Source organism: Chryseobacterium sp. BGARF1 (assembly GCF_001677955.1).
GTDB lineage: Bacteria > Bacteroidota > Bacteroidia > Flavobacteriales > Weeksellaceae > Chryseobacterium.
The window spans coordinates 36,168-57,531 of the sequence record NZ_LELA01000055.1 but is presented as its reverse complement, the minus strand read 5'-3'; the positions used below and the strand labels follow the sequence as shown (position 1 = coordinate 57,531).

18 protein-coding genes are annotated in these 21,364 nt (G+C 32.9%); 8 read left to right on the top strand and 10 right to left on the bottom strand.

What is annotated here, in order from left to right; translation table 11 throughout:
- Positions 1 to 26: 26 nt before the first annotated feature.
- Positions 27 to 731 (bottom strand): class I SAM-dependent methyltransferase, encoded by a 705-nt coding sequence (locus AB671_RS10540; protein WP_066677208.1) that lies wholly within the window; start codon positions 729 to 731, stop codon positions 27 to 29.
- Between the two features lie 141 nt (positions 732 to 872).
- Between AB671_RS10540 and AB671_RS10535 the strand changes: the two genes are divergently transcribed.
- The 4 genes from AB671_RS10535 to AB671_RS10520 all read left to right on the top strand — a co-directional run bounded on the left by AB671_RS10535 (position 873) and on the right by AB671_RS10520 (position 5,208).
- Complete coding sequence (locus AB671_RS10535) at positions 873 to 1,529, top strand: hypothetical protein (RefSeq protein ID WP_066677210.1); 657 nt, start codon at positions 873 to 875, stop codon at positions 1,527 to 1,529.
- Positions 1,530 to 1,664: 135 nt separating this feature from the next.
- On the top strand, positions 1,665 to 2,807 hold the full coding sequence (locus AB671_RS10530) for a vWA domain-containing protein (protein ID WP_066677211.1): 1,143 nt from the start codon (positions 1,665 to 1,667) through the stop codon (positions 2,805 to 2,807).
- 157 nt (positions 2,808 to 2,964) lie between these two features.
- The gene (locus AB671_RS10525) at positions 2,965 to 4,419 is read left to right on the top strand and encodes a sigma 54-interacting transcriptional regulator (protein WP_066677212.1); all 1,455 of its coding nucleotides are present in this window, start codon (positions 2,965 to 2,967) and stop codon (positions 4,417 to 4,419) included.
- A gap of 231 nt (positions 4,420 to 4,650) precedes the next feature.
- Complete coding sequence (locus AB671_RS10520) at positions 4,651 to 5,208, top strand: DUF4956 domain-containing protein (protein ID WP_066677213.1); 558 nt, start codon at positions 4,651 to 4,653, stop codon at positions 5,206 to 5,208.
- Between the two features lie 198 nt (positions 5,209 to 5,406).
- Here AB671_RS10520 and AB671_RS10515 read toward each other — a convergent pair whose 3' ends face one another.
- The 6 genes from AB671_RS10515 to AB671_RS10490 form a co-directional block, all read right to left on the bottom strand.
- A complete protein-coding gene (locus tag AB671_RS10515; protein ID WP_066677215.1) occupies positions 5,407 to 7,290 on the bottom strand; it encodes a PEP/pyruvate-binding domain-containing protein in 1,884 nt (627 codons plus the stop codon).
- 390 nt (positions 7,291 to 7,680) lie between these two features.
- The gene (locus AB671_RS10510; protein WP_066677217.1) at positions 7,681 to 9,273 is read right to left on the bottom strand and encodes a transporter; all 1,593 of its coding nucleotides are present in this window, start codon (positions 9,271 to 9,273) and stop codon (positions 7,681 to 7,683) included.
- 110 nt (positions 9,274 to 9,383) lie between these two features.
- Positions 9,384 to 10,490: an HlyD family secretion protein gene (locus tag AB671_RS10505; RefSeq protein WP_066677220.1), complete on the bottom strand. Its 1,107-nt coding sequence runs from the start codon at positions 10,488 to 10,490 to the stop codon at positions 9,384 to 9,386.
- A gap of 289 nt (positions 10,491 to 10,779) precedes the next feature.
- The gene (locus AB671_RS10500) at positions 10,780 to 12,090 is read right to left on the bottom strand and encodes a TolC family protein (protein ID WP_066677225.1); all 1,311 of its coding nucleotides are present in this window, start codon (positions 12,088 to 12,090) and stop codon (positions 10,780 to 10,782) included.
- A gap of 92 nt (positions 12,091 to 12,182) precedes the next feature.
- Positions 12,183 to 13,034: a helix-turn-helix domain-containing protein gene (locus AB671_RS10495; protein WP_228390912.1), complete on the bottom strand. Its 852-nt coding sequence runs from the start codon at positions 13,032 to 13,034 to the stop codon at positions 12,183 to 12,185.
- A 6-nt stretch (positions 13,035 to 13,040) separates the two neighbouring features.
- Positions 13,041 to 14,108 (bottom strand): DUF2891 domain-containing protein, encoded by a 1,068-nt coding sequence (locus AB671_RS10490; protein ID WP_066677227.1) that lies wholly within the window; start codon positions 14,106 to 14,108, stop codon positions 13,041 to 13,043.
- 68 nt (positions 14,109 to 14,176) lie between these two features.
- Between AB671_RS10490 and AB671_RS10485 the strand changes: the two genes are divergently transcribed.
- The gene (locus AB671_RS10485; protein ID WP_066677316.1) at positions 14,177 to 15,094 is read left to right on the top strand and encodes a DUF4349 domain-containing protein; all 918 of its coding nucleotides are present in this window, start codon (positions 14,177 to 14,179) and stop codon (positions 15,092 to 15,094) included.
- Positions 15,095 to 15,242: 148 nt separating this feature from the next.
- Entirely contained in the window at positions 15,243 to 15,581 is a 339-nt protein-coding gene (locus AB671_RS10480) for a GxxExxY protein (protein WP_317040113.1), read from the top strand.
- A gap of 96 nt (positions 15,582 to 15,677) precedes the next feature.
- On the opposite strand, the gene AB671_RS10475 is transcribed toward AB671_RS10480, so the two are convergent.
- From AB671_RS10475 to dnaA, 3 genes are all read right to left on the bottom strand, one after another.
- Positions 15,678 to 16,376, bottom strand: coding sequence for an SAM-dependent methyltransferase (locus AB671_RS10475; RefSeq protein ID WP_066677235.1), 699 nt, complete (start codon positions 16,374 to 16,376; stop codon positions 15,678 to 15,680).
- Between the two features lie 24 nt (positions 16,377 to 16,400).
- A complete protein-coding gene (locus AB671_RS10470) occupies positions 16,401 to 16,871 on the bottom strand; it encodes a low molecular weight protein-tyrosine-phosphatase (protein WP_066677317.1) in 471 nt (156 codons plus the stop codon).
- A gap of 103 nt (positions 16,872 to 16,974) precedes the next feature.
- On the bottom strand, positions 16,975 to 18,429 hold the full coding sequence (dnaA, locus tag AB671_RS10465) for a chromosomal replication initiator protein DnaA (protein WP_066677318.1): 1,455 nt from the start codon (positions 18,427 to 18,429) through the stop codon (positions 16,975 to 16,977).
- Positions 18,430 to 18,563: 134 nt separating this feature from the next.
- Between dnaA and AB671_RS10460 the strand changes: the two genes are divergently transcribed.
- Together AB671_RS10460 and AB671_RS10455 are read left to right on the top strand one after the other, a co-directional pair.
- Positions 18,564 to 18,983 carry an acyl-CoA thioesterase gene (locus tag AB671_RS10460; RefSeq protein WP_066677237.1) on the top strand — a complete coding sequence of 140 codons (420 nt, stop codon included), beginning with the start codon at positions 18,564 to 18,566 and terminating at the stop codon, positions 18,981 to 18,983.
- Positions 18,984 to 19,048: 65 nt separating this feature from the next.
- Complete coding sequence (locus AB671_RS10455; protein WP_066677239.1) at positions 19,049 to 21,250, top strand: DUF2339 domain-containing protein; 2,202 nt, start codon at positions 19,049 to 19,051, stop codon at positions 21,248 to 21,250.
- The last annotated feature ends 114 nt before the right edge of the window (positions 21,251 to 21,364 follow it).

The following is a 21,364-nucleotide window of genomic DNA, read 5'->3' as shown; positions in this document are numbered from 1 at the left end:
TAAAGACTTATGATTTAAAAATCAAATTATTTCTTCGTCAGTTTTGCCAGATAAGAATCTTCATCCTGAATAACTTTTTCTATTTTAAAACCGTTATTTTCCGCAGCATTTTTTAAAGTATTAAAATCAAGATACAGCCATTTGATAGGATCTTCAGACTCCCCTTTGTAATGAACAATATAATCCAATTCACCATAATATCCTTCTGCAGGAATGTAAACTCCGCCGTCTTCATCGGCATCGAACATATAGAGAATATCGGTACTGTCAATAAGAATTTGTCCGTTTTTATTTAATAAAGAATGAAGTTTTTTAAGATAAATATCAATTACTTTCAAACTTTGAAAAATTCCGGTTCCATTCATTAATAAAAGAATTGTATCAAAAGTTTCACCAGAAAACTCAAGCATATTCTGAGCAACCGCCTTTTGAATTCCTCTTGATTGACAAACCTCAATTGATCTTGGCGAAATATCTAAAGCAGTAACCTCTAAATTTCTTTCATTTTGAAGATATAAAGAATGTGAACCCGCTCCTGCTCCGATATCTAAAACTTTTCCGTCAGCTAGTTTTAAAGCTTTCTTTTCGATTTTATTCATTCCTTCAAAATCTCTGAAAAGATATTCTACCGGAAGCTCATCGAGTTCGGAAATTGAAGTTTCAGTCTGCAGATCTTCAGGATTTTCATTGTGAAAATAATCCCAGATTGCGCGTCCCATTAAGTCTTTCATGCTGAATTTTAATGGGGCAAAGATAAGGGTTTTGGAATTTACAAATAGACTTCCTTTATATTTAATTCTAAAACCAAAACTATTTAAATTCGTTTCAATGGCTCGAAATGTTTGTATCTTTGAATTTAAACTTTTAGAATAATGAATCTTCAAAAAGAAATAATTGAAACAATAAAAAGTGATAATTTCATAGAACTAATAAGCGAAATTGGTGATATCACTTTCGAAAATTTTCTTGAAAATGATTCTTTTAAAGATATTCCTATTTTAGGATTTTTAATTAAAGGGAAAAATATAATTAATGAGATTCAAGATAAATTATTTGCAAAAAAAATTCTCTCATTTTTAAAACAATTGGAAGGCACTTCAAACCAATCAAGATCAAAACAAATTAATAAGATTGAACATGATTCCGAATACAAAATCAAAGTTGGCGAGAAATTACTCTATTTATTGAATGATGCGGAAGATTATGAAAAATCAGAATATATTGGTAAATTATTTAAATCATTTCTTGAAGAAAAAATTGAATACAATGATTTTTTAAGATGTGTTAATAGTATTAATAGAATAAACATTGTAGATTTTAAAGACTTTTTAAAAAGAGGGATGAGTAGAAGTGATAGAAGTACTGATTCTTATCTTAACTCTGGACTTATTACATTTGAATTTACAAAACCACAATATATTAGAGGAAGTCACATGAGTGGTGATTATGGAATTGAATTTAAAATTTCTAAAATTGGTACTTTAATTTTAACATGTTTGAAAGATGGTGATATTTATAGTAGCTACTAATAATCATTCAATCTTTCATTAAGCTTTATTGAATATCATTTACAAATCGCCATCATCCATATTTTCTATTTTTAAAACCATTCCATTCCTTCAAAATTTCCCTAACTTGTCTTTTCTAAAAACGAGATTCATCTCATGACAGATAAACATTTAAATTTTCAACAGGGATTTACATTCAGCAAATACATTCCGGAAGATATTTCGCATTTTGACCGGGTTTTTGATGTGTTTAAAGATTTGCTGACCCACACTTCCGGAGATATTGAGGAAGCTTTTGAATGGCTCGATATGCTCGATAAAGAATACGATATTTTCACCGACGAATATACGCTTGAAGATTTTGAAGAAGACCTCAGAAAGCGAGGTTACATCAAAAAAGAAGACGATTCCGAAGACGGAAATTCTGGAAAAGGAAAAGGTAAAAACATTCTTACCGCCAAACTGGAAGCCGCCTTACGAGAATATGCCTTAGATCAGATCTTCGGAAAGCTTAAAAAAAGCGGCATCGGAAATCACAGAACCAACAAATCTGGAGTCGGTGATGAGCGTGATGGCGAAAACAGAAACTTCCAATACGGCGACGATCTTTCTACCGTCAATATGACCGAAAGCTTGAAAAATGCACAGATCAACAACGGAATTTCAGATTTACGAATGACCGAAGACGACCTCATCGTAGAAGAGACCAAACATAAAGCTCAAATGAGTACGGTTTTGATGATCGATATCAGTCACTCGATGATCTTGTATGGTGAAGACCGCATCACACCCGCCAAAAAAGTGGCAATGGCTTTAGTGGAATTAATTAAAAGAAAATACCCAAAAGATTCCATCGATATTATCGTTTTTGGAAACGAAGCATGGCCAATAAAAATCAAAGACCTTCCCTATTTGCAAGTTGGCCCGTATCACACCAATACCGTTGCAGGATTAGAATTGGCAATGGATATTCTTCGTAGAAAAAGAAATACCAACAAGCAGATTTTCATGATTACCGACGGAAAACCGAGTTGCCTGAAACTTCCAACCGGTGAATATTACATGAACAGTGTAGGTTTAGACCAGAAAATTGTAACCGAATGCCTCAACAAAGCGGCACAAGCCAGAAAATTGAAGATTCCAATTACCACTTTTATGATTGCCCAAGATCCTTATCTGCGACAATTTGTGAATGCATTTACCGCTCAAAATAAAGGAAAAGCTTTTCTTACAGGACTTTCAGGTTTGGGACAAATGATTTTTGAGGATTACGAGAAGAATAGAATTAAGAGAATATAAAGCTGGGTGATGGAAGTTGGATGTTGGGTGTTTGTAAAGTTTGCAGTTCAATATTTGGCAAAATTTCAATAAAGTCATCAATTGATTTCTTAATTAGTTTAACTTCCAGCTTCAATCTTCCAACACCCAACCATTAATAACAACATCATTACAAAAAATGAAAAACGATACAACATTCAAAGAATTAAAAAAATCAGGATATACAGATAAAACCATCAGTCAGGAAATCCAGGCGAATTTGATTGCAAAAATTAAAGCAAAAGAACCCGTTTTTGAAGGACTTTGGGGGTATGAAGATTCTGTAGTTCCACAATTGAAAAAAGCAATTTTAGCCGGACATCATATTAATCTTTTGGGATTACGCGGACAGGCAAAAACCAGAATCGCAAGAAGCATGGTGAATCTTTTAGATGAATATATGCCGATTGTAAAAGGTTCTGAAATTAATGACAATCCTTTCAATCCAATTTCAAAATTTGCGAGAGATCTGATTGCTGAATTGGGTGATGAAACTCCAATTTCTTGGGTTCACCGTTCGAATCGTTTCTTTGAAAAACTGGCAACTCCGGATGTAAATGTTGCCGATTTAATTGGCGATATCGACCCTATTAAAGCCGCAACTTTAAAGCTACCCTATTCCGACGAGCGCGTTTTACATTACGGAATGATTCCGAGAGCGAATCGTTCGATTTTTGTGTTGAATGAATTACCCGATCTACAGGCTAGAATTCAGGTTTCTCTATTTAATATTTTGCAGGAAGGTGACATTCAGATTCGTGGGTTTCAATTGAGAATGCCTTTGGATATTCAGTTTGTGTTTACGGCAAATCCAGAAGATTATACCAATCGTGGAAGCATTGTCACTCCGTTGAAAGACAGAATCGGATCGCAGATCTTTACGCATTATCCAAAAACCATTGCGCTTGCTAAACAGATTACCGAACAGGAAGCTCAGGTTTCTGCAGAAGATAAATCAAAAATCCAAATTCCTGATCTGGCAAAAGATCTTTTGGAAGAAGTGGCTTTTGCAGCCCGTGACAGCGAATATGTAGATGCGAAAAGTGGCGTAAGTGCCCGTTTGACGATCAGTGCAATGGAAAACTTGGTCGCAGCAGCAAAATTACGATTAATAGAAACCGGAACCGATAAAACTACTGTTCGTCTGCTTGATTTCATGTCGATTATTCCATCAATTACCGGAAAGATTGAATTGGTCTATGAAGGCGAACAGGAAGGCGCAGATTATGTTGCCAAAATATTAATTGACAAAGCCGTTATGGTACAGTTTGAGAGTATTTTTCCACGCATTTCAAAATTAGAAAAAGAAGGCATCAAAACTCCGTATACCGATTTAATCAAATGGTTCAACAAAAATCATTTGGAGCTCAATTATACCGATACCGACGAAGAATTTTATAATAAACTCAACAGCATTACTCCATTGACAACCGTTATTGAAGAAAATGCATCAGAATTGAGCCAAGAAGACAAAAACTTCTGCAAAGAATTGGTTTTATGGGCTTTGACGATTAGCAAAAAATTAGATAAGTCTGAAAACAGTGCAACTTATACTTTTGATTCTGCAGATGTAAGACAGTTATTCAGAAATTAATTTTTAAAACAATAATTAAAGAAATATAATTACTCAATAGTTTGAGAATTTATATTTGTCTTTTTCACCTGCTCCGATGGAGCAGAATCTGTGTAGAATAAATTGATACAATTACAAAGTGGCGCTCCGTAGGAGCGCTATCTTTATTTTCAACCTAAAAATAACAACATTATTTTTTTCTAAAAATCATTCATTCTAAATTGTATATTTGCCAAAACTAAAAGCACAATTTTGGAACTACAGGAACTTTTTGAACGTTTAGCGATACTTTGTATATCGATCTTTACTCTTTATTATTTTTCAAACAGAAACCGTAACATCAGATTACATCCTCTTTTGGGATTGATCAGTGTCTGTACATTTTTCATGTGTCTGGTTTTTACGAAAGCAGAATATAGTCTCGGGGTTGGTTTTGGCCTTTTTGCCATCTTCTCAATCCTGCGTTTCAGAACGGAAACCTTTACTATTCAGACGATTGTTTTCCTTTTTGTTTCAATTACACTTTCCCTGTTAGACGGTCTTTTGCCTATTAAAAATCTTGAAATCCTTTTAGGTATTAACATTTCGATTGTTGTGATTTATTTAGTTTTAAATTATTTAGAAAAGAAATCACCTATCGTTTCTGAAAAAAATTCAATTGAAGTTATTTCTTCTTTAGATTTCCTTCAACTGGAAGAAGCAGAACGCAAAAGAGTTTTAACCGAAAAAACTAAATTGAAAAACTTCAGCTATAATATTAAAAGTATTAATTTGAATGATAATATTGTGATTTTAAAGGTTTCACATTAATGATTTAATAACGCAAAATTTTAATAAAATTGCATCACATTTAAGAAGCAAAGAATAGCAAACAAATTGCTTAAGCGTAAGAAATATGCATAAGCTTTATAGATCAATTTATTGATTCATCTTTGCTCCTTAAATTATCATAAAGAAACATCATCTTTGCGTTTATTATAAACTTTGATAATTAAATATTAAAAAAATTCAATCCATATAAGCTCTTGCCTGCTTAATGTACAACTGCTTTTCGTCTCCCAAATATTTGAATTCAATATCTAAAGGATAGCTTCTTTTTGCCATTTTCCGTTTCTGCCAAAGAAGATATAGTTTTCGTTCTAACACAGGAGAAATATCAAATAACTTTTTAATTTCTGTTTCTGTAAGAATCGGTTTTCCACTGTTTAGGCTTGATGTAGAACGATAATCAACCACAAACGAACCAAATCCGTTGAAATTATGACAATAAAATTCGTCACAGGTTACGCCAGACTCAGGTTTCACTACAGATTCTTCTCCTAATTGAACATTTACGGTAATTCCTGCATATTGATTACGGTACAAATTTCTGGTGACCAAAACCCCATTGGCTTTTTCGTCTGGGAAAGAACGGTGTACCAAAACTCCCATTGCACAGCTTTCATGATCGATTCCAAACAAATCGCGTTCCTGAAACGCACGGAAATTCCAGAAACTTGACCAGACTTCCAAAATAGCTTTTTCTACAGTTTTTTCAGTGTCTCCAATGATTGCAGTTTTAGAATCGTATAATCCAGCCCCATTGAACCCTTCCATATCTTCAGCATTGGTTGAAGAACGGAATCTAAAGTTTTTAAAATCATTTTGAGCATTGAGCTTTTCTTCTATTTTCTTCAAAAGTTCAGGATTCACTTTAGAATTTTTCACTGTTTTTCTAAATGCTTTTAATTCCTTTTCCAGAAGTTTCACAGAATCTTTAGGAATCGCATATAATGCATTGATTTTATCCTGAAAATGATTATCCTTAATATGCTGATCAAAATAATAAAACGGAATTGCAAAAGCATATTCCGGAGTTTTATAGGACTTTAATTCTTTTTGAATCTGTTTTAAAAGTCCAAGATTTGTAGCTTTTGAACCGATAGAATTGACAATATTTAAAGGAGTGACGGTTTCAAGATCGACTAAATCGGTTACCGAAAGGTCTCTTTTCAGAATAATTTCTTTCACCGCTTTCTTAACTGGAATTGGTTTTTGTGAAGCTTTTAATGAATATGAATTTTCTTTTGTAATCAACTCTACTTTCTTACCTAAGAGATTATTAACTGATTGCTTTTCCCAAACTTTTGTATCTACATACACCGGAATATTTCTGTTTTTTGCCAGCAAAACCAAATGACTTAAAGGGGTTTGAAGTTCTGTAATAATAATTCCTCGAACGGTTGGAATAAACTCAGGAGTTGTATTAATGATGATAATTTCATCAGATTTAGGATTGAAATCTTCCTTTTTCTGTAAATCATATTTTTTAAGAATCCCAATACTGGAAGTATTTTCAATCGACTGTTCTGTAATTCTTTTAAAAATAAAATCTGAGAAAACTGCTGGTATTTTTAATGCTTTTTTTGAATGTAAGCCAATTACATGCGGAGAATTCAGATAAAACTTCAACTTATCTTTGAAAAACACATTTTTATTTACTTCATTAAAAAAGAAATTGATCAAACCTGCATTCATCTCGTCTGAAGCAGCCAACTCCATCACCCAATCATCAGAATCTTCTAAATAATTGATATTGGCAAGAAGATAAGTTCTCTTGTTGGTAGGATTGTAAGATTCTTTATTAAACTCACCAATTTCTTGGCTATACCCCAAAACCTGCACGCAGAAATCGTAATGATAGGTATACCTTGTACTGTTAAAGAAGTATATTTTTTTCGCACCGTAATCATAAACCACTTTTACAGATTTCATATTGGTAAACTTATCGGTAAGCGGTTTCCCGGAAAGATTGAGAAACTGTTGTTTCTTGGTTATAGAGTGCACATAATTATCCTGCGAATACGATAAAAGTGAGAAAGTGAGAAATAAGAATAATAAAATATTTTTCATGTTTTTGTGAAGATTACCTCACAAATGTAGAAAATATCCTGAATGTGGCAAATAGTAATAAATTTGGTAACATTTTGAATTCCCCTCCTTTGGAGGGGTGGATTCTACCAAAGGGAGAAGACGGGGTGGTTTTAGAATATTTTTTTTTTTTAATAGGGAGTTATTTTTGATATACTTCTACTTTCTAGCCCCGATAAAAACGGCATCCTTTTGTGGAGCGAAGCGGAACAAAAGATATAGTGGATAGCGGGAAAAAGCTACAGAAAACAGGAGTAATTGGCAATGATCAATAAGTAATAATTCTACTTATTTTTGATGGTGATTGTTCTCCAAAAGCAAAGTCCCGTTTTGAAAATAAAACGAGACTTTACAAGTAAAAACAAGGTATCTTTAGATGACCGGTCCGGTTGCATCTTTTATATCTTCTAATAATCTTTTGCGTTCTTGTAATCTTCTTCTGGCAATGACCGATTTTCCGCTGATGAGTCTTATCAATCTTGGGTATTTGAATTTTTCTTCCCCAAAATGATGCGTAAAAACAAACAGTAAAATTCCGAAACCTACAACAATGATATAACCGAAAATTTTCTTGTTGGCTGAAAGAATTGCATTGAGCTGAATGCTTTTTAAATTGGCCGAAAGATTTTGTGAAGTAAGCGTCATTCCATCTAAATAAACCGCTAAATTACCCAAACTCTCAATCTGAAACTGATATTGAAACCACGAAAATAAAGCTGAGAAAAATCCTACCGCAAGAAATGTACGCCAAACCAAAACCAATCCGATCGCAGCCAACATATCATCGAGTTCCAACTTATCTAAAGTATAATACCACACTGAAATAAAGAGCGATCCCATCCCAAAACCTTTTAAAAACATCGGTAAGTACCAACTTTCATAATTGAATTCGAGCACCATTGAAAAGTACATGATAATCGTATACCCTATCATCGCAGAAAATCCTGAAAAGATGAACATTTTGAGAGGCTTTTCTTTTTTAAACCAGTAAACAGCGACAATTCCGGCAAGAATTAATCCGGGAATCATCATCAGATTCAGTTTGGCATTGGTCAATTGATCATATCCTAAAATACCGACCGAAAAGATATTCTGAATGGAAGCTGTTCCTAAGAACATCCCTAAACAAAACAGTAAAAATAATCCGTTCTGAACATTGCTTCGGGAGAAAATTTTGAAAGATAAATAAGGTCTTTTCAAAGTCATCTGACGGATTGCCAACAAAGCAAAGCTGACAAATGCCGCAATACTCGCATTGATAATCCTTGTAGAATTCAACCAATCCTGCTGTTTTCCAAATGAAAAAACATAAGCCGAAAACATGAAAGTAGAAACAAATAAAAGAATACTCAACCAATCGATATAATGCAACGGAACTTTTAAAGCAAAATATTTATTATGCATAAAAATCCAGCAAATTAAAGCCATCACGAAACACTGGAGCGATGCGATGATGAAAAATTGCTGCCAATTATAGAGCATCGAAATTTCTACCGCATAGTAACCGGAAATCTGCGTCAAAGTTAAAACGAATGTATAAAATACTCCGTAGAAAACCCCTCTTCCACCCATGATGACCATCAAAGGAAGAAAAAGTTCAATAGTAATCATCATTTTTAAAAATCCAATAACCAAAGCACTTACAATGATAATTGCAGGTTCCATTGTAGTCCCATTAATGTAACTTAACAAGCCTAAAAGCACCAATAAAAGCACCACTTTATCACGCACTTTATATCTCATTTTAAATCTGAGAACAACCGGCATACAAGCTCCCATCCCAATAGTTGTGGCATAATTTGCCCACATAAAATATTCAGTAAGATGACCGGTTCCGCTCGTCATAAAGCTGATATTCCCGGCATAAACACCTCCTAAAGGCATTACGACCACAAGCATCAAAACTATAAGTAACAGCTGAACAGGCTTTGGAACCCAATCGCTGAAAAGACCTTTGTTATACATTTTTTTATAGATATTAGATTTCAGATATTAGACATCAGATTTCCAGCATTCTTCATTTTTTCATACACCAAGTCTGGAATCTGATATCTGAAATCTTTTAGTCGTTAATTTTAATTAATTGAAACATTCATATTCATCCCTGCGCTAAGTTTAGCGATATCTTCCTTTTTATTGGATGCTGTAAACTCAATTCTTACGGGAATTCTCTGCTGTACTTTTATGAAGTTACCGGTAGAGTTATCAGTCGGAACACTTGAATATCTAGAACCCGTAGCTGCAGAGACCGCCGTTACTGTACCTTCAAATTCTTTTTTACCTAAAGCATCGGCTGTCATTTTTATTTTTTGTCCGATTTTAATATTGGGCATTTGGCTTTCTAAAAAGTTTGCAGTTACCCATTTTTGATTATTCAAAACAATTGTTCCTACTTGTTGACCCGGCTGAATCAGTTGTCCTTCAGCAATCAATCTTCTTCCCATCACTCCATCGTAAGGCGCAGTAATTACGGTATAAGAAAGATTGATTTTAGCCATTTCCAATGCAGATTTTGTTCTTTTGATTTCCGCATCGTTAATTCCTAATTTGCTTTTTACTTCAGTTGTAGAAAGATTAGCGGTCTGCTTCTGATTAACCAAGGTTTCGTACGCCGCTTTTTGAGCATCATATTCTGTTTTCACCTGGTCAAATTGTTGTTTTGTAACTGCTTCCGAAGCTAAAAGATTTTTGTATCGGTTTAAATTCTGTTCGGCATTCCAAAGTCTGGCTTTTGCTCCGGCAATATTAGATTCCATAACACTTACGTTGTTCGAAACCGTGTTTACCGATGAACTTGTTGCTGATTTTTGCGCTAAAGCATTTTGATAAGCCGCTTCAGCCTGACCCAATTGAGTAAGAATTTCTCTCTTGTCTAAAATCACCAAAGTATCTCCTTTTTTTACCGTTTGATGTTCGATAAATCTAATTTCATTGATATAAGCCGAAACTCTAGTATTGATTGGATTAATAAATTCCTCCACTTGAGCAGCTTCGGTATATGTTTTATCACCAATATGAAAGTATTCACGAATTAGCCAGAATAAACCCAAACCAATCACCAGAAAAACGATGATATTTGAGATGATGGCTCTTATTTTATTCTTTCTATTTTGCTTTTTCTTAGCTTCTGTATTTGAAACTGCAGGTTGTTTATCTTGAGTATTTTGTTCCTTGTTTTCCATTGTTTTGATGTATGTTTTTGAACACGAAGTTCACAGAGTTTTTATTATTAAATTCTTTTTAATTTTCACAAAGCCGTTTCGCTTAAAAAAGATTTCCGTTTTGATTTTTTAAACGCAAAGATTTTATTCTGACACATGAGATTCTAAGTCTGCAAAGGCAAATAAATTTGCTTCGCAAAGCTTATGCAGGAGCTTTATAAAATCAACTTGTTGATTCATCTTTGCCCACTTTATTTATTTTCATGAATCTTAAAACTTTGCGTTTAAATTTTTCTATAATTAAAAATTGCTAAAGCGTTCCTGTTGATTTCAACAGATTATAATATTGATATAGAACATTGATTTCGGCATTCGCCAAATCCAATTCCGACTGTAGTTTTTGAAGTTGTGCATCAATCATTTCAGCTTGTACAGCCAATTGATTAAGATATTTAGCTTCTGTAATTTTGTAGTTTTCATCGGCTAAACTTTTAGCATCATTCAGAATTGCAGTTTGCTGGATCGCTTCCTGATATTTTGTGTACGCTGCATTCACAGACATATCAAGATTCTGCTGCACCAAGGTCATTGCATCATTGGCCTGATTTTTCTGTAGTTCACCAAGCTTCACCCTTTTTTTGGTTTTATATAAATTATCAATATTGTAACTCAAAGAAACACCACCTTGCCACCCGCTAGAATACATATCCAAAACAGGATTTCTTGTGGTAATTGGTCTTTGCAAAGTATATCCTCCAAAACCTGAAAGTGTCGGCATTTTATCAGTTTTAATGATTTCTATGTTTTTATCAGCAACGGCAATATTGGTTTGTGCAGATCTCATTTGTGGATTGCTGTCGTGAGCCAAATTCAGATAATGCTCCATCCCGATTCCGGTTTCTTTATTGCCTAAATTTTCTACGGGAATAATTTGAGTATCAGAATTTAATCCTAAAGCGATATTCAGATTATAATTGAGAATCTTTCTGTTGTTGACTAAAGTTAACATTCCCTGCTCTAAATTTTTAATCGCCAATTCACCACGAATCACTTCATTTCTGGTAACCATTCCTTGCTGATAAAACTTCTGAATATTTTTCAGCCTTTCCTGAGCCAGTTTTTTATTGTTTTGAATAACAACTTCCTGATTTAAAATTTTATAAATATCTAAATAATTAGAAATTACCAAAAACTTGATATCCTGTTTTCTACTTTCAAAATCTAATTCTGAAAGCTGTTCACGAAGTCCCGCTAACTCAATAGATTTATTCACCAAACCTCCTTTGAAAATGAGTTGAGTCGCCTGAACACCATACGAACTTCCGTAATGCGGCATCGGAATCGTGGTTGAGTTGGAAAAATCTTTATCGATTGCCATTACGTTTCCCAAATAGAATTGGCTTGTTGAAGCAGTAATCGTAGGAAGTTTCTGAAGTTTGGTAATATCTTTCTGCTGTTTGGCAATATCGATATTCTGAGCTGAAACTTTAAGTTGCTGATGATTTTGAATTGCCAATTGGGCAACTTCATCCACTGTCATCTGTTTTATTTCTTGTGAAAAAAACAGCGCAGGAAAAAGACTTATCAGAACTGATAGAGCTGTTTTTATGTTTTTTACCATTTTACCTTGCTTTACAGATGCAAAGTTAGGCGAAGCATAGGTTCAAACAAATGTTTGAATTTTGGAAAAAGATGTTCAAATGTAGGATTCGGCTATTGATATTGTTGTCTGTACTGACTCGGGCTCAGCTCTAAATGTTTCTTAAAAAAGTGTGAAAATGAATATTGATCACTGAAACCAAGGATTGTAGAGATCTCTGAAATAGGCATTTTAGAAGAATTCAAATACACTTTTGCTTCATTGATAACTATAGAAGCAATGATTTGGCTTGCTGACCTTCCTGTCACCGATTTTACTACTGATGAAAGATGTCTGGTTGTAATCGACTGCCGCTCGGCATAAAACTCCACCGTTCTGTTATTCAAATGATGAGACGAGAGATCATTCAGAAAAACAAAAACAATTTCTTCCTGTCTCGACATTTGATTCATTGCGCTGTTGTCTTCATTAGAAATAATTCCTGCAATCTGATAGCAAAAAACTGAAAAAAGATGCTCTACAATCTCTTTTTTGTAAGTCATTTCAGTTTCAGAATCTAAGATAGATTTTAAGAAGTTAACGCTTTTCCAAATTAAATCTAAATCATCTTTAGAAAAAGGAACCCCCACATTCATTTGCTGACGGAAATATCGATACGTAATCAACCTATTGAATTTCAACGACAAAGCAGAAATAAATTCACGCTTATAAGAAACCATTCTCGACTGGAAATCATCACTCACAGAAATCATCTCATAAACCGTTTGTGGATCTGTTACCATAAAAGTATTTGCAGTAAGCTCAAGATCATTGAAATGTTGACGAAGCTTTATAGAACCGCTTTTAATGAATATAAAAGCCGGATTATCGGGACGAAAGGGTTTATCCACAGATATTCTTTCGAAAATATTATGCTGCGTAAAAACATCAACTCCAAATTTTTCTAAAGCAGTCATTTTATCCATATCAATTTAATCTTCCAAAGCATACACTGCAAAACTTGCCAACCAATGATCTCCACCATAATTCCCTTGAAACAATAGCGGAAGTCCGTTGTTTAAAAAGATATTTGCTGTTTTTTGAAATTGTTTTTTCAACGGATGATTATCTGGGAGAGACTTTGCGATGCCTTTCATACACCAGGCTTTTGTAAAAGATAAACCTACTAAATGCACAGTCTGATAATCGCTCAAATCGCTTACTACAGGAATTTTTTCGATATTTTCGACACTTCTTTTCTCATAAAATTGGTCAAGCCATTTTACAAACTCTTTCTGAGGAAGAATTCTTCTCATCAAATCTGCAATTTCTAAACTCGGAGAAAAAAAATCTGAACCATCCGGTTCTAGATATGCCGGAGTTTTGGTATTATTTAAATAGAAATATTTAGCTTTTTCAATCAATTCGTTTTCAAAAGTTTTATCACCTGTTGCTCTTGCCCAATCTAATGCAAAAACCATTGCAAAAGCTGTGTTTGGATGAACTCCCGTTCTGTTGGGATACGTTTGTTTTGGAAGATAGGTTTTCCAGGAGCTTAAAATTTTATCCGTTAAGGGTTTCAGATTCTGATGCCAGCTTTTTGCTTTCGGATGATTCCAGGTCATTAATTCTTCATCTAGCTTTAATAACCAAGCCCAACCGTAAGTTCTTTCGAAAGTTGTTGTTAACTGATATTTTGAAAAATAATCAGCTTCAGTTTGTAGATTTTCTTTTGTAAATGAATTGTCTAATATTTTTTCAATGTCTTTAGCAACTGATAAATTGGGTTTTGTTTTCAACAATCGAACCAACATCCAATGACCATGAACAGAGCTGTGCCAATCAAAACACCCATAAAAACTTGGGTGCAAATCTTTCGGCGTCAAAATTACTTCATTGGCATTATTAATAATATGTGCCGTTTTATTCGGATATTCTTGATTAATGCAATGAAGCGGTTTTTCGGATAACTTTATCGCCATTTCATCCGTCAGTTTCGGACTTTCCTGAGCGAAATTGAATATCGGTAAAAATGCCAATGCTAAAAGACTTTTTTTCATTCAATAAAAATATAAAAGTAATTCTAGATTTTAAGCATAGTTTTTGCTCAAATTCACAAAATCAATCTATGAATAAATTATTTATCCCTTTATTTCTCTTAATCCTTATTAACTGCAACAAATCCGGTAATCAGCAAGAAATAAAGTCTGATCTAGTTGAGATAATCTCAGAAGATAAAGCTACGAGCTATGCAGCAGATATGGATGAACCGCCGCCACCACCGCCGCCTCTTCAAGAAGTACCAGTTAGTGGAATTTCAGCAAAAGCTGTTAATCTACCCTCAAATATTTCAACATCACAAAATAATGTTATTGTTAAGAAAATTATCAAAAATGGCGATCTTGATATTCAGGTTGGTGATATTAAAAAAGCCCATCAACAAGTCAATGAAATTGTAAAAAGCAACAACGCTTATATACAAACTGAGCGTTTTAACAATACTGATATTGATGAGAAACATTTTTTCACCATCCGTGTTCCACACAAAAATTTTGATGCTTTAATTAATTCTTTTTCAAACGGAATTGGGTTAGTTTTATCTAAAAATATTGCTTCCGATGATGTAACCGAGGAATATACCGATGTTTCAATAAAATTAGCCAACAAAAAGATTTATCTTGAAAAATACCGCGATATGCTTCGAAGTGCAAAAACGACGAAAGATATGCTGGAAATTCAGGAAAATATTCGCGAGCTTGAAGATGAAATTGACGTTGCGGAAGGTAGACTTCGTTTCATTGATGACAGAGTAAACTACAGCACTTTGAATCTAATGCTATACAAAGAAAAAGTAAGGAATTCTGCAACCTCAAAAATTGGTTTTGGAAGCCGATTTGGAGATTCTTTCACAGAAGGCTGGAACAGTTTTGTAGCATTTTTCTTAGGAATTATTTCTCTTTGGCCATTCTTTTTATTAGTTCCAGTTGTTATTTTGATATGGAAAAAATGGAGAAACAGAAAGAAAAAATCTACAGATAATAATTAATATTTTTTTCTCTTGCAGATTTTGCTGATAACGCAGATTTTAAACTTTAAAATATTTCTATTAGTGATTTTAATAATCTGTGAATTTTTATTATTTTCATAAAAAAACAAATGGATGAAAACGAACTTTCTTATTTGATAAGAAATGCATTTTTAATGTTTACAATACTTTAGGTCCGGGATTACTTGAATCTGTTTATCAAAGAATTTTAGTCTACGAATTACAAGAAAATGGTCTTAATGTAAAATCAGAGCTGTTATTACCTGTAAAATATAACGACAAATTATTTGATATAAATTTTAGAATTGATATCCTTGTGGAAGATAAGGTAATTTTAGAGTTAAAATCAGTGAAGTCTATTGAAGATATTCACTATAAACAACTTTATACTTATTTAAAGCTTTCAGATAAAAAATTGGGACTACTTGTTAATTTTAATACCACAAATATTTTAGATGGAATTAAAAGAGTAGTTAATAATTTATAATGTTTTTCTCTCGCAAATTTTGCTGACTACGCAGATTTTTTAATAAATAGAAATCTGCTCTATTTGCTTAATCTGCGAGAGATTATATAGCATCAATTATTTTCCCAAAACAAAAACTGCAGGAATTTTATGTAGTTCCGGTTTTTGTTTTTGCCAATCTTTTATTGTTTTTGTTTTGATAAATTCATGCTCAGGATCATTGATATTTGCAGCGATACAAAGCTTTGTATTGGGTGATAAAAATTTAGTTAGATCTTCTAAAAGCACATTATTTCGATAAGGTGTTTCCATAAAGATCTGAGAATATCCTGTTTTCTGAACCATCGATTCCAAATGCATGATTTGCTTTTTCTTTTCGCTTTTGTCAATCGGCAAATATCCGTTAAAAGTAAATTCCTGGCCGTTAAAACCACTTGAAATCAACGCTAAAATAATCGATGAAGGTCCTGAAATAGGAACTACTCTGATATTTTTTTCGTGACACCATTTTACGATTAAATTTCCGGGATCGGCAATACATGGTAGTCCGGCTTCAGAAAGCAGTCCAAAATCCTGTCCATTAAGCATTCTATCCTGAGCTTCTTTAATATCTGCGTTTTCAGTATATTTATCTAATAGGAAAAGTTTTAAATCAGACTGTTTTTTTTCCGGTGCAAAAAACTTAACGACTTTTCTTGCTGTTTTTTCATTTTCAACAAAAAAATAATCGGTCTGCATAATGTAATCTTTTATGACAGGCGAAAAATGGCTGATTGAAGTATTTTCTGAAAGATAAGCGGGAAGTAGAAAAAGCATTTTTGGTAAGTTATGAGTTGTAAATTATGAGTTTTGAGTTTTCGAAATGAGAAGTTTTTTCGCAATTTTTTCGCAGGCTTCATCCAGCTGATGATAGACTTGTTCAAAACCATCTAGCTCGCTCCAATAAGGATCAGGAACTTCTCCTGAAGCGTGATCAAGATCTGCAGCTTCCATTAATAATGAAATTTTGCTTCGTTGCTCTTCATTTTGAGTTAAAGAAATCACATTTTTTAAATTACTCAAATCCATACAGTAAATTTTATCAAAGTGATTTAAATCTTCTGTAGTAATCGGTCTTGAAAGTTGTTTTGAAATATCGATCCCGTATTTGGCAGCGATTTTTATAGATCTTTTATCAGGATTGCTTCCCTGATGCATATCGATAGTTCCTGCTGAATCTACGATAAAATCTTCAGGAAGTTTTGAGCGCATAATTCCTTCAGCAAGGGGGCTTCTGCAAATATTTCCAAGGCAGACCATTAAAATTTTCATCTCAATATCATTTAAAAATTTAATTAATAATATTTCTTCAAACAAAGCTAAATAAAAAAGGAGAATAAGCCTATTCTCCTTTCTATAAATATTTTGTACAGAATTAATTTTTGATTTTTTCTGTCAAGTCTTTTACGTATTTCTTAATTTCTTTATCTATTTTAGAAACATCTTTAATGGTATCGCAAGCGTACATAACCGTTGAGTGGTCTTTACCTCCCATTTCTTCACCAATTTTACTAAAAGTAGCATTAGTATATTCTTTTGAAAAATACATTGCCAACTGTCTCGGAAGTGCAATTTCTCTTTTTCTTGTTTTAGATAAAAGCTGCTCTTTTTTAATTCCGAAATAATCGCAAACTACATCCTGAATATAAGGAATGTTGATCACTTTTTTCTGGTTAGCTGCAATCTTACTGATGGTTTCTTTTAATAATTCTAAGCTTAAATCTGATTTATAAATCGTAGAATAAGCGATAACAGAATTAATGATACCAATTAATTCTCTTACATTGGTTTTTGCTTCTGCAGCAAGGAAATCAAGCATATCATCAGTAAGAACGATACCGTCTCTGCTTAATTTAGCTTGAATAATCTGTTTACGTGTATTTAAATCCGGAGATTTGATCTCTGCAGAAAGTCCCCATTTGAAACGGGAAACAATTCTGTCCTGAATATCCATAATATCAACCGGAGCCTTATCAGAAGTAAGGATAATCTGTTTTCCATTTTGATGCAAATAATCAAAAATATGGAAGAAACTGTCTTGAGTCGCTGATTTTCCAGACAAGAACTGAATATCATCAATAATCAGAACGTCTACCATTTGATAAAAATTAGCAAACTCGGTTTGTTTATGAGCTTTCGCAGCAGAAATAAATTGTTGAATGAATTTTTCTGAAGATAAATAAAGAACTACTTTATCAGGAAACTGACTTTTTACTTCCAGACCTACAGCTTGACCTAAGTGTGTTTTACCAACTCCATAACCTCCGTATAAGAACAAAGGGTTAAAAGCAGTTGCTCCAGGTCTTTTAGCGATTGATCTAGCAACCGTAGAAGCAAATTTATTGCTCTCCCCTTCTACATAGTTATCAAAAGAAAAATCTGCTTTAAGATTAGAATCAATATTTACTTTTTTGATTCCCGGAACAACAAAAGGATTTACAATATTCCCAGAAAATCCCTGAGGCATAGTCTCTTGAACTTTCGGTGTAGGAACAGATTTCCCTTTCATATTCATGGTAACAGCTTTTTCTAAACCGCTAGGTTTATTTTCCATTACCGAATACCAAAGTTTTACCCCTTTACCAATATTTTTCTTTAGGGCAGCGGAAAGCAATGATAGATAATTATCTTCAATATATTCCTTGTAAAAATCACTCGGTACCATCAACGTAAGATTATTATCAACCAATGAAATTGGTTGTATTTTGTCGAATAGTAAATCGAAAGATTTTTCAAGTTTTTTAAGATCAGAATTATCTTCAGCTGCGTTAAGATTGTCACGCATAAATTGAAGACACTTCTGCCATATCATCATTAAATTTTCGTTCATTTTTATGCCCTGATTAATTCTATTAGTGAGTCTTTTTAGGAGGACAACAAAGGTCTCATATTTTATTTTCATAAAAAAATATTCCCATATTGATTATTTAAAAATATATTTGTATGTATAATTAAGACTTAAAAATGATACACTCAACACACTCAATAAGAGTACGTTACGCAGAAACAGACCCCATGAAATATGTATATTACGGTAATTACGCAACGTATTTTGAGCTGGGCCGCGTTGAACTTTTTCGCAGCATCGGAGTCTCTTATGACGAGATAGAGAAGCAAGGAATTTGGCTTCCGGTTTCTGATTATAAAATTAAGTATTTAAAACCAGCACTATACGATCAAAAATTAGAAATTCACACTTTTATGAGAAAAATTCCGGGAGTGAGAATTGAATTTGAATACGAAATTTATAACGAAAACGGAATTAAAATTACCGAAGCTTCCACTACTCTATTTTTTCTAAATTCAGAAACCCAAAAAGTAATTAAATGTCCGGATTTTTTAATGAAATTAATAGAAGAAAACTGGAAAGAAGAAGAGCATTAGATCTTGCTTAAGGTTTTTCAAAGGTTAAACTTTCAAATCACTATATTTGGCAGTAAATCAAATGAATGATCTACGCACTCATCACCATACTCATTATATTGATTGTCTTAGTTTATCAAAAACTGAACAGAAAAATCCAAATTCTGGAACAGAAAATTTCTGATTTATCAAAAGACAAAGCCAAGATTGAAAAACAAGAACAGACTTCCACGGAGACTATTAAGTCTGAAACTTTACTCAATAATGGAAATGAAGTTGAGCAAAAACCAATTCCTGAAACCATTGAAGATAGTTCTGAACCTGAAAAGGATTGGCTTACTCCGCTTTTTAATTTTATAAAACAGAACGTCCTTACCATTATCGGAATCTTTACTTTGGTTTTGGGAATCGGCTATTTTGTAAAATACGCCATCGATAAAAACTGGATTGGGGAAAGAGCAAGAATGGGAATTGGTTTTCTGTCAGGATTTATTCTTATCGTCTCCGCTCATTTTATTAGGAAAAATTACAGTATTTTCTCATCTATCATTATGGGTGGCGGAGTTGCTGTACTCTATTTTACCACGACCATTGCATTCAGAGAGTATCATTTATTTACACAGAACATGGCATTTGCAATTACCTGCGCCATTACTCTGCTTTCAATTTTCCTTTCTTACCGTTATAACAGTGAAACGTTGATTATTTTTTCATTGTTCGGAGGATTTCTAGCACCACTGATGATCAGCACCGGACAAAGCAACTACATTTTCCTTTTCACTTATTTATCTCTTTTAAATATCGGAATGTTGATTACCGTTTATTTGAAAAACTGGAAAAGTGTAGGTTGGATTGCCTTTATTTTCACAGCAATCTATCTTTATTTCTGGACAGTCGAGAAAACTGATTTTATCAGTATTCTGTTTTATATCATTACCTATATTATTTTTTACGCTTTTGCGCTTCAGAATTATTTTAAAACCACTCAGCTTTCCAAGCTTGATATTTTGATGTTGGTTTTAATAAATTTTTCAAGTATTATCGGATTGGTTTATATATTTAGTACTTTAAGATATGAACCGCTGAGTATTTTCCCTCTTATTTTTGCGTTGGTGAATGCATTTTTTACATTCAGAGAATATCAGAATAAAAAGTTTGAAAGAAATTATTCGGTTTTTGCAGGAATCGGAATCAGTCTTTTGACTTTAGCTTTTGCCTTGCATTTTAAAACTCATCTCATCACGAGTGTTTGGGCAATTGAAGCGGCTCTTCTATTATATATATGGAAAAAAACAAGTCACAGTATTTTCAAAATCTTTTTTTACCTGCTGTTTCCACTTGTTATTTTATCTCAGATAATGACCTGGACTGAATATATAAATGATGCAAAACATTTGACTATCGTTTTCAATCCTGTTTTTCTGACAAGTTTAGTGGTTATTGCGAGTTGTTTTTTCAATTTAATTTTATTGAAAAAAGAATCTAAAGAAAAAAGTGATACCGATTTTTTTGAAAATGCTTTTAAAGTTTTATGTTTTGGTGTGATTTACCTTTCTGTTTTATTTGAATTGATTTATCAGCTTTCGTCATTGCGTCTTGTCATTATTATTACCTATAGCTTTCTGTACAGTATTGTTTTTATAAGTTTATTATTAATCTTAAAAAAAATAGTAGGCATTCCGAAAACCTTAGAAAACATATTGATTTATGTCCTACTCCTCTTATATATAGCACATATTTCAAGCTCACAAATTGTTTATGCAGTAATTAACCGAGAAATTGGTTTAGGATTGTATGGGATTTACTTACTTTATTTAGTTCCGCTATTTTATTTAATTATAAAACTGGTTCCACAATCTGAATTTTTAAAAGAGAAAATCAGCTATTGGATTATTTCATTGGTCTGCATTCTTTCTATAAGTTTTGAGTTATACCGAATTTATATTTTCTTAAATAACACAACTTATCAAAATATTTTTCAGCTACAAGAACATTTCAGCATTCTGTATCTTCCTATTATTTGGGCAGTTTTATCTTGCGGATTTATTTTCGCAGGTTTGAAAAAGAACATTCCTGAACTCAATAAAATTGGTTTTGGCTTACTCGGCATTACCATTCTCAAATTATATCTTTATGATGTTTGGCAAATGGATAACGTTTCAAGAATTATCGCTTTTATTATTTTAGGAATTATTTTGTTGCTGAGTTCATTCATGTTTCAAAAATTTAAAAACATGCTTAAGAATTTGGTAGAAAAAAATGAAAATTCTATAGATGAAGATATTTAGAATCGCTCCAAAAACTATTATCCATCAATATTTTACAATTAATTTAAAATTTCCCTTGATATTTTACAAAAAGTAAGTATATTTATCACGTTTTTAACACTTATATTATTAACT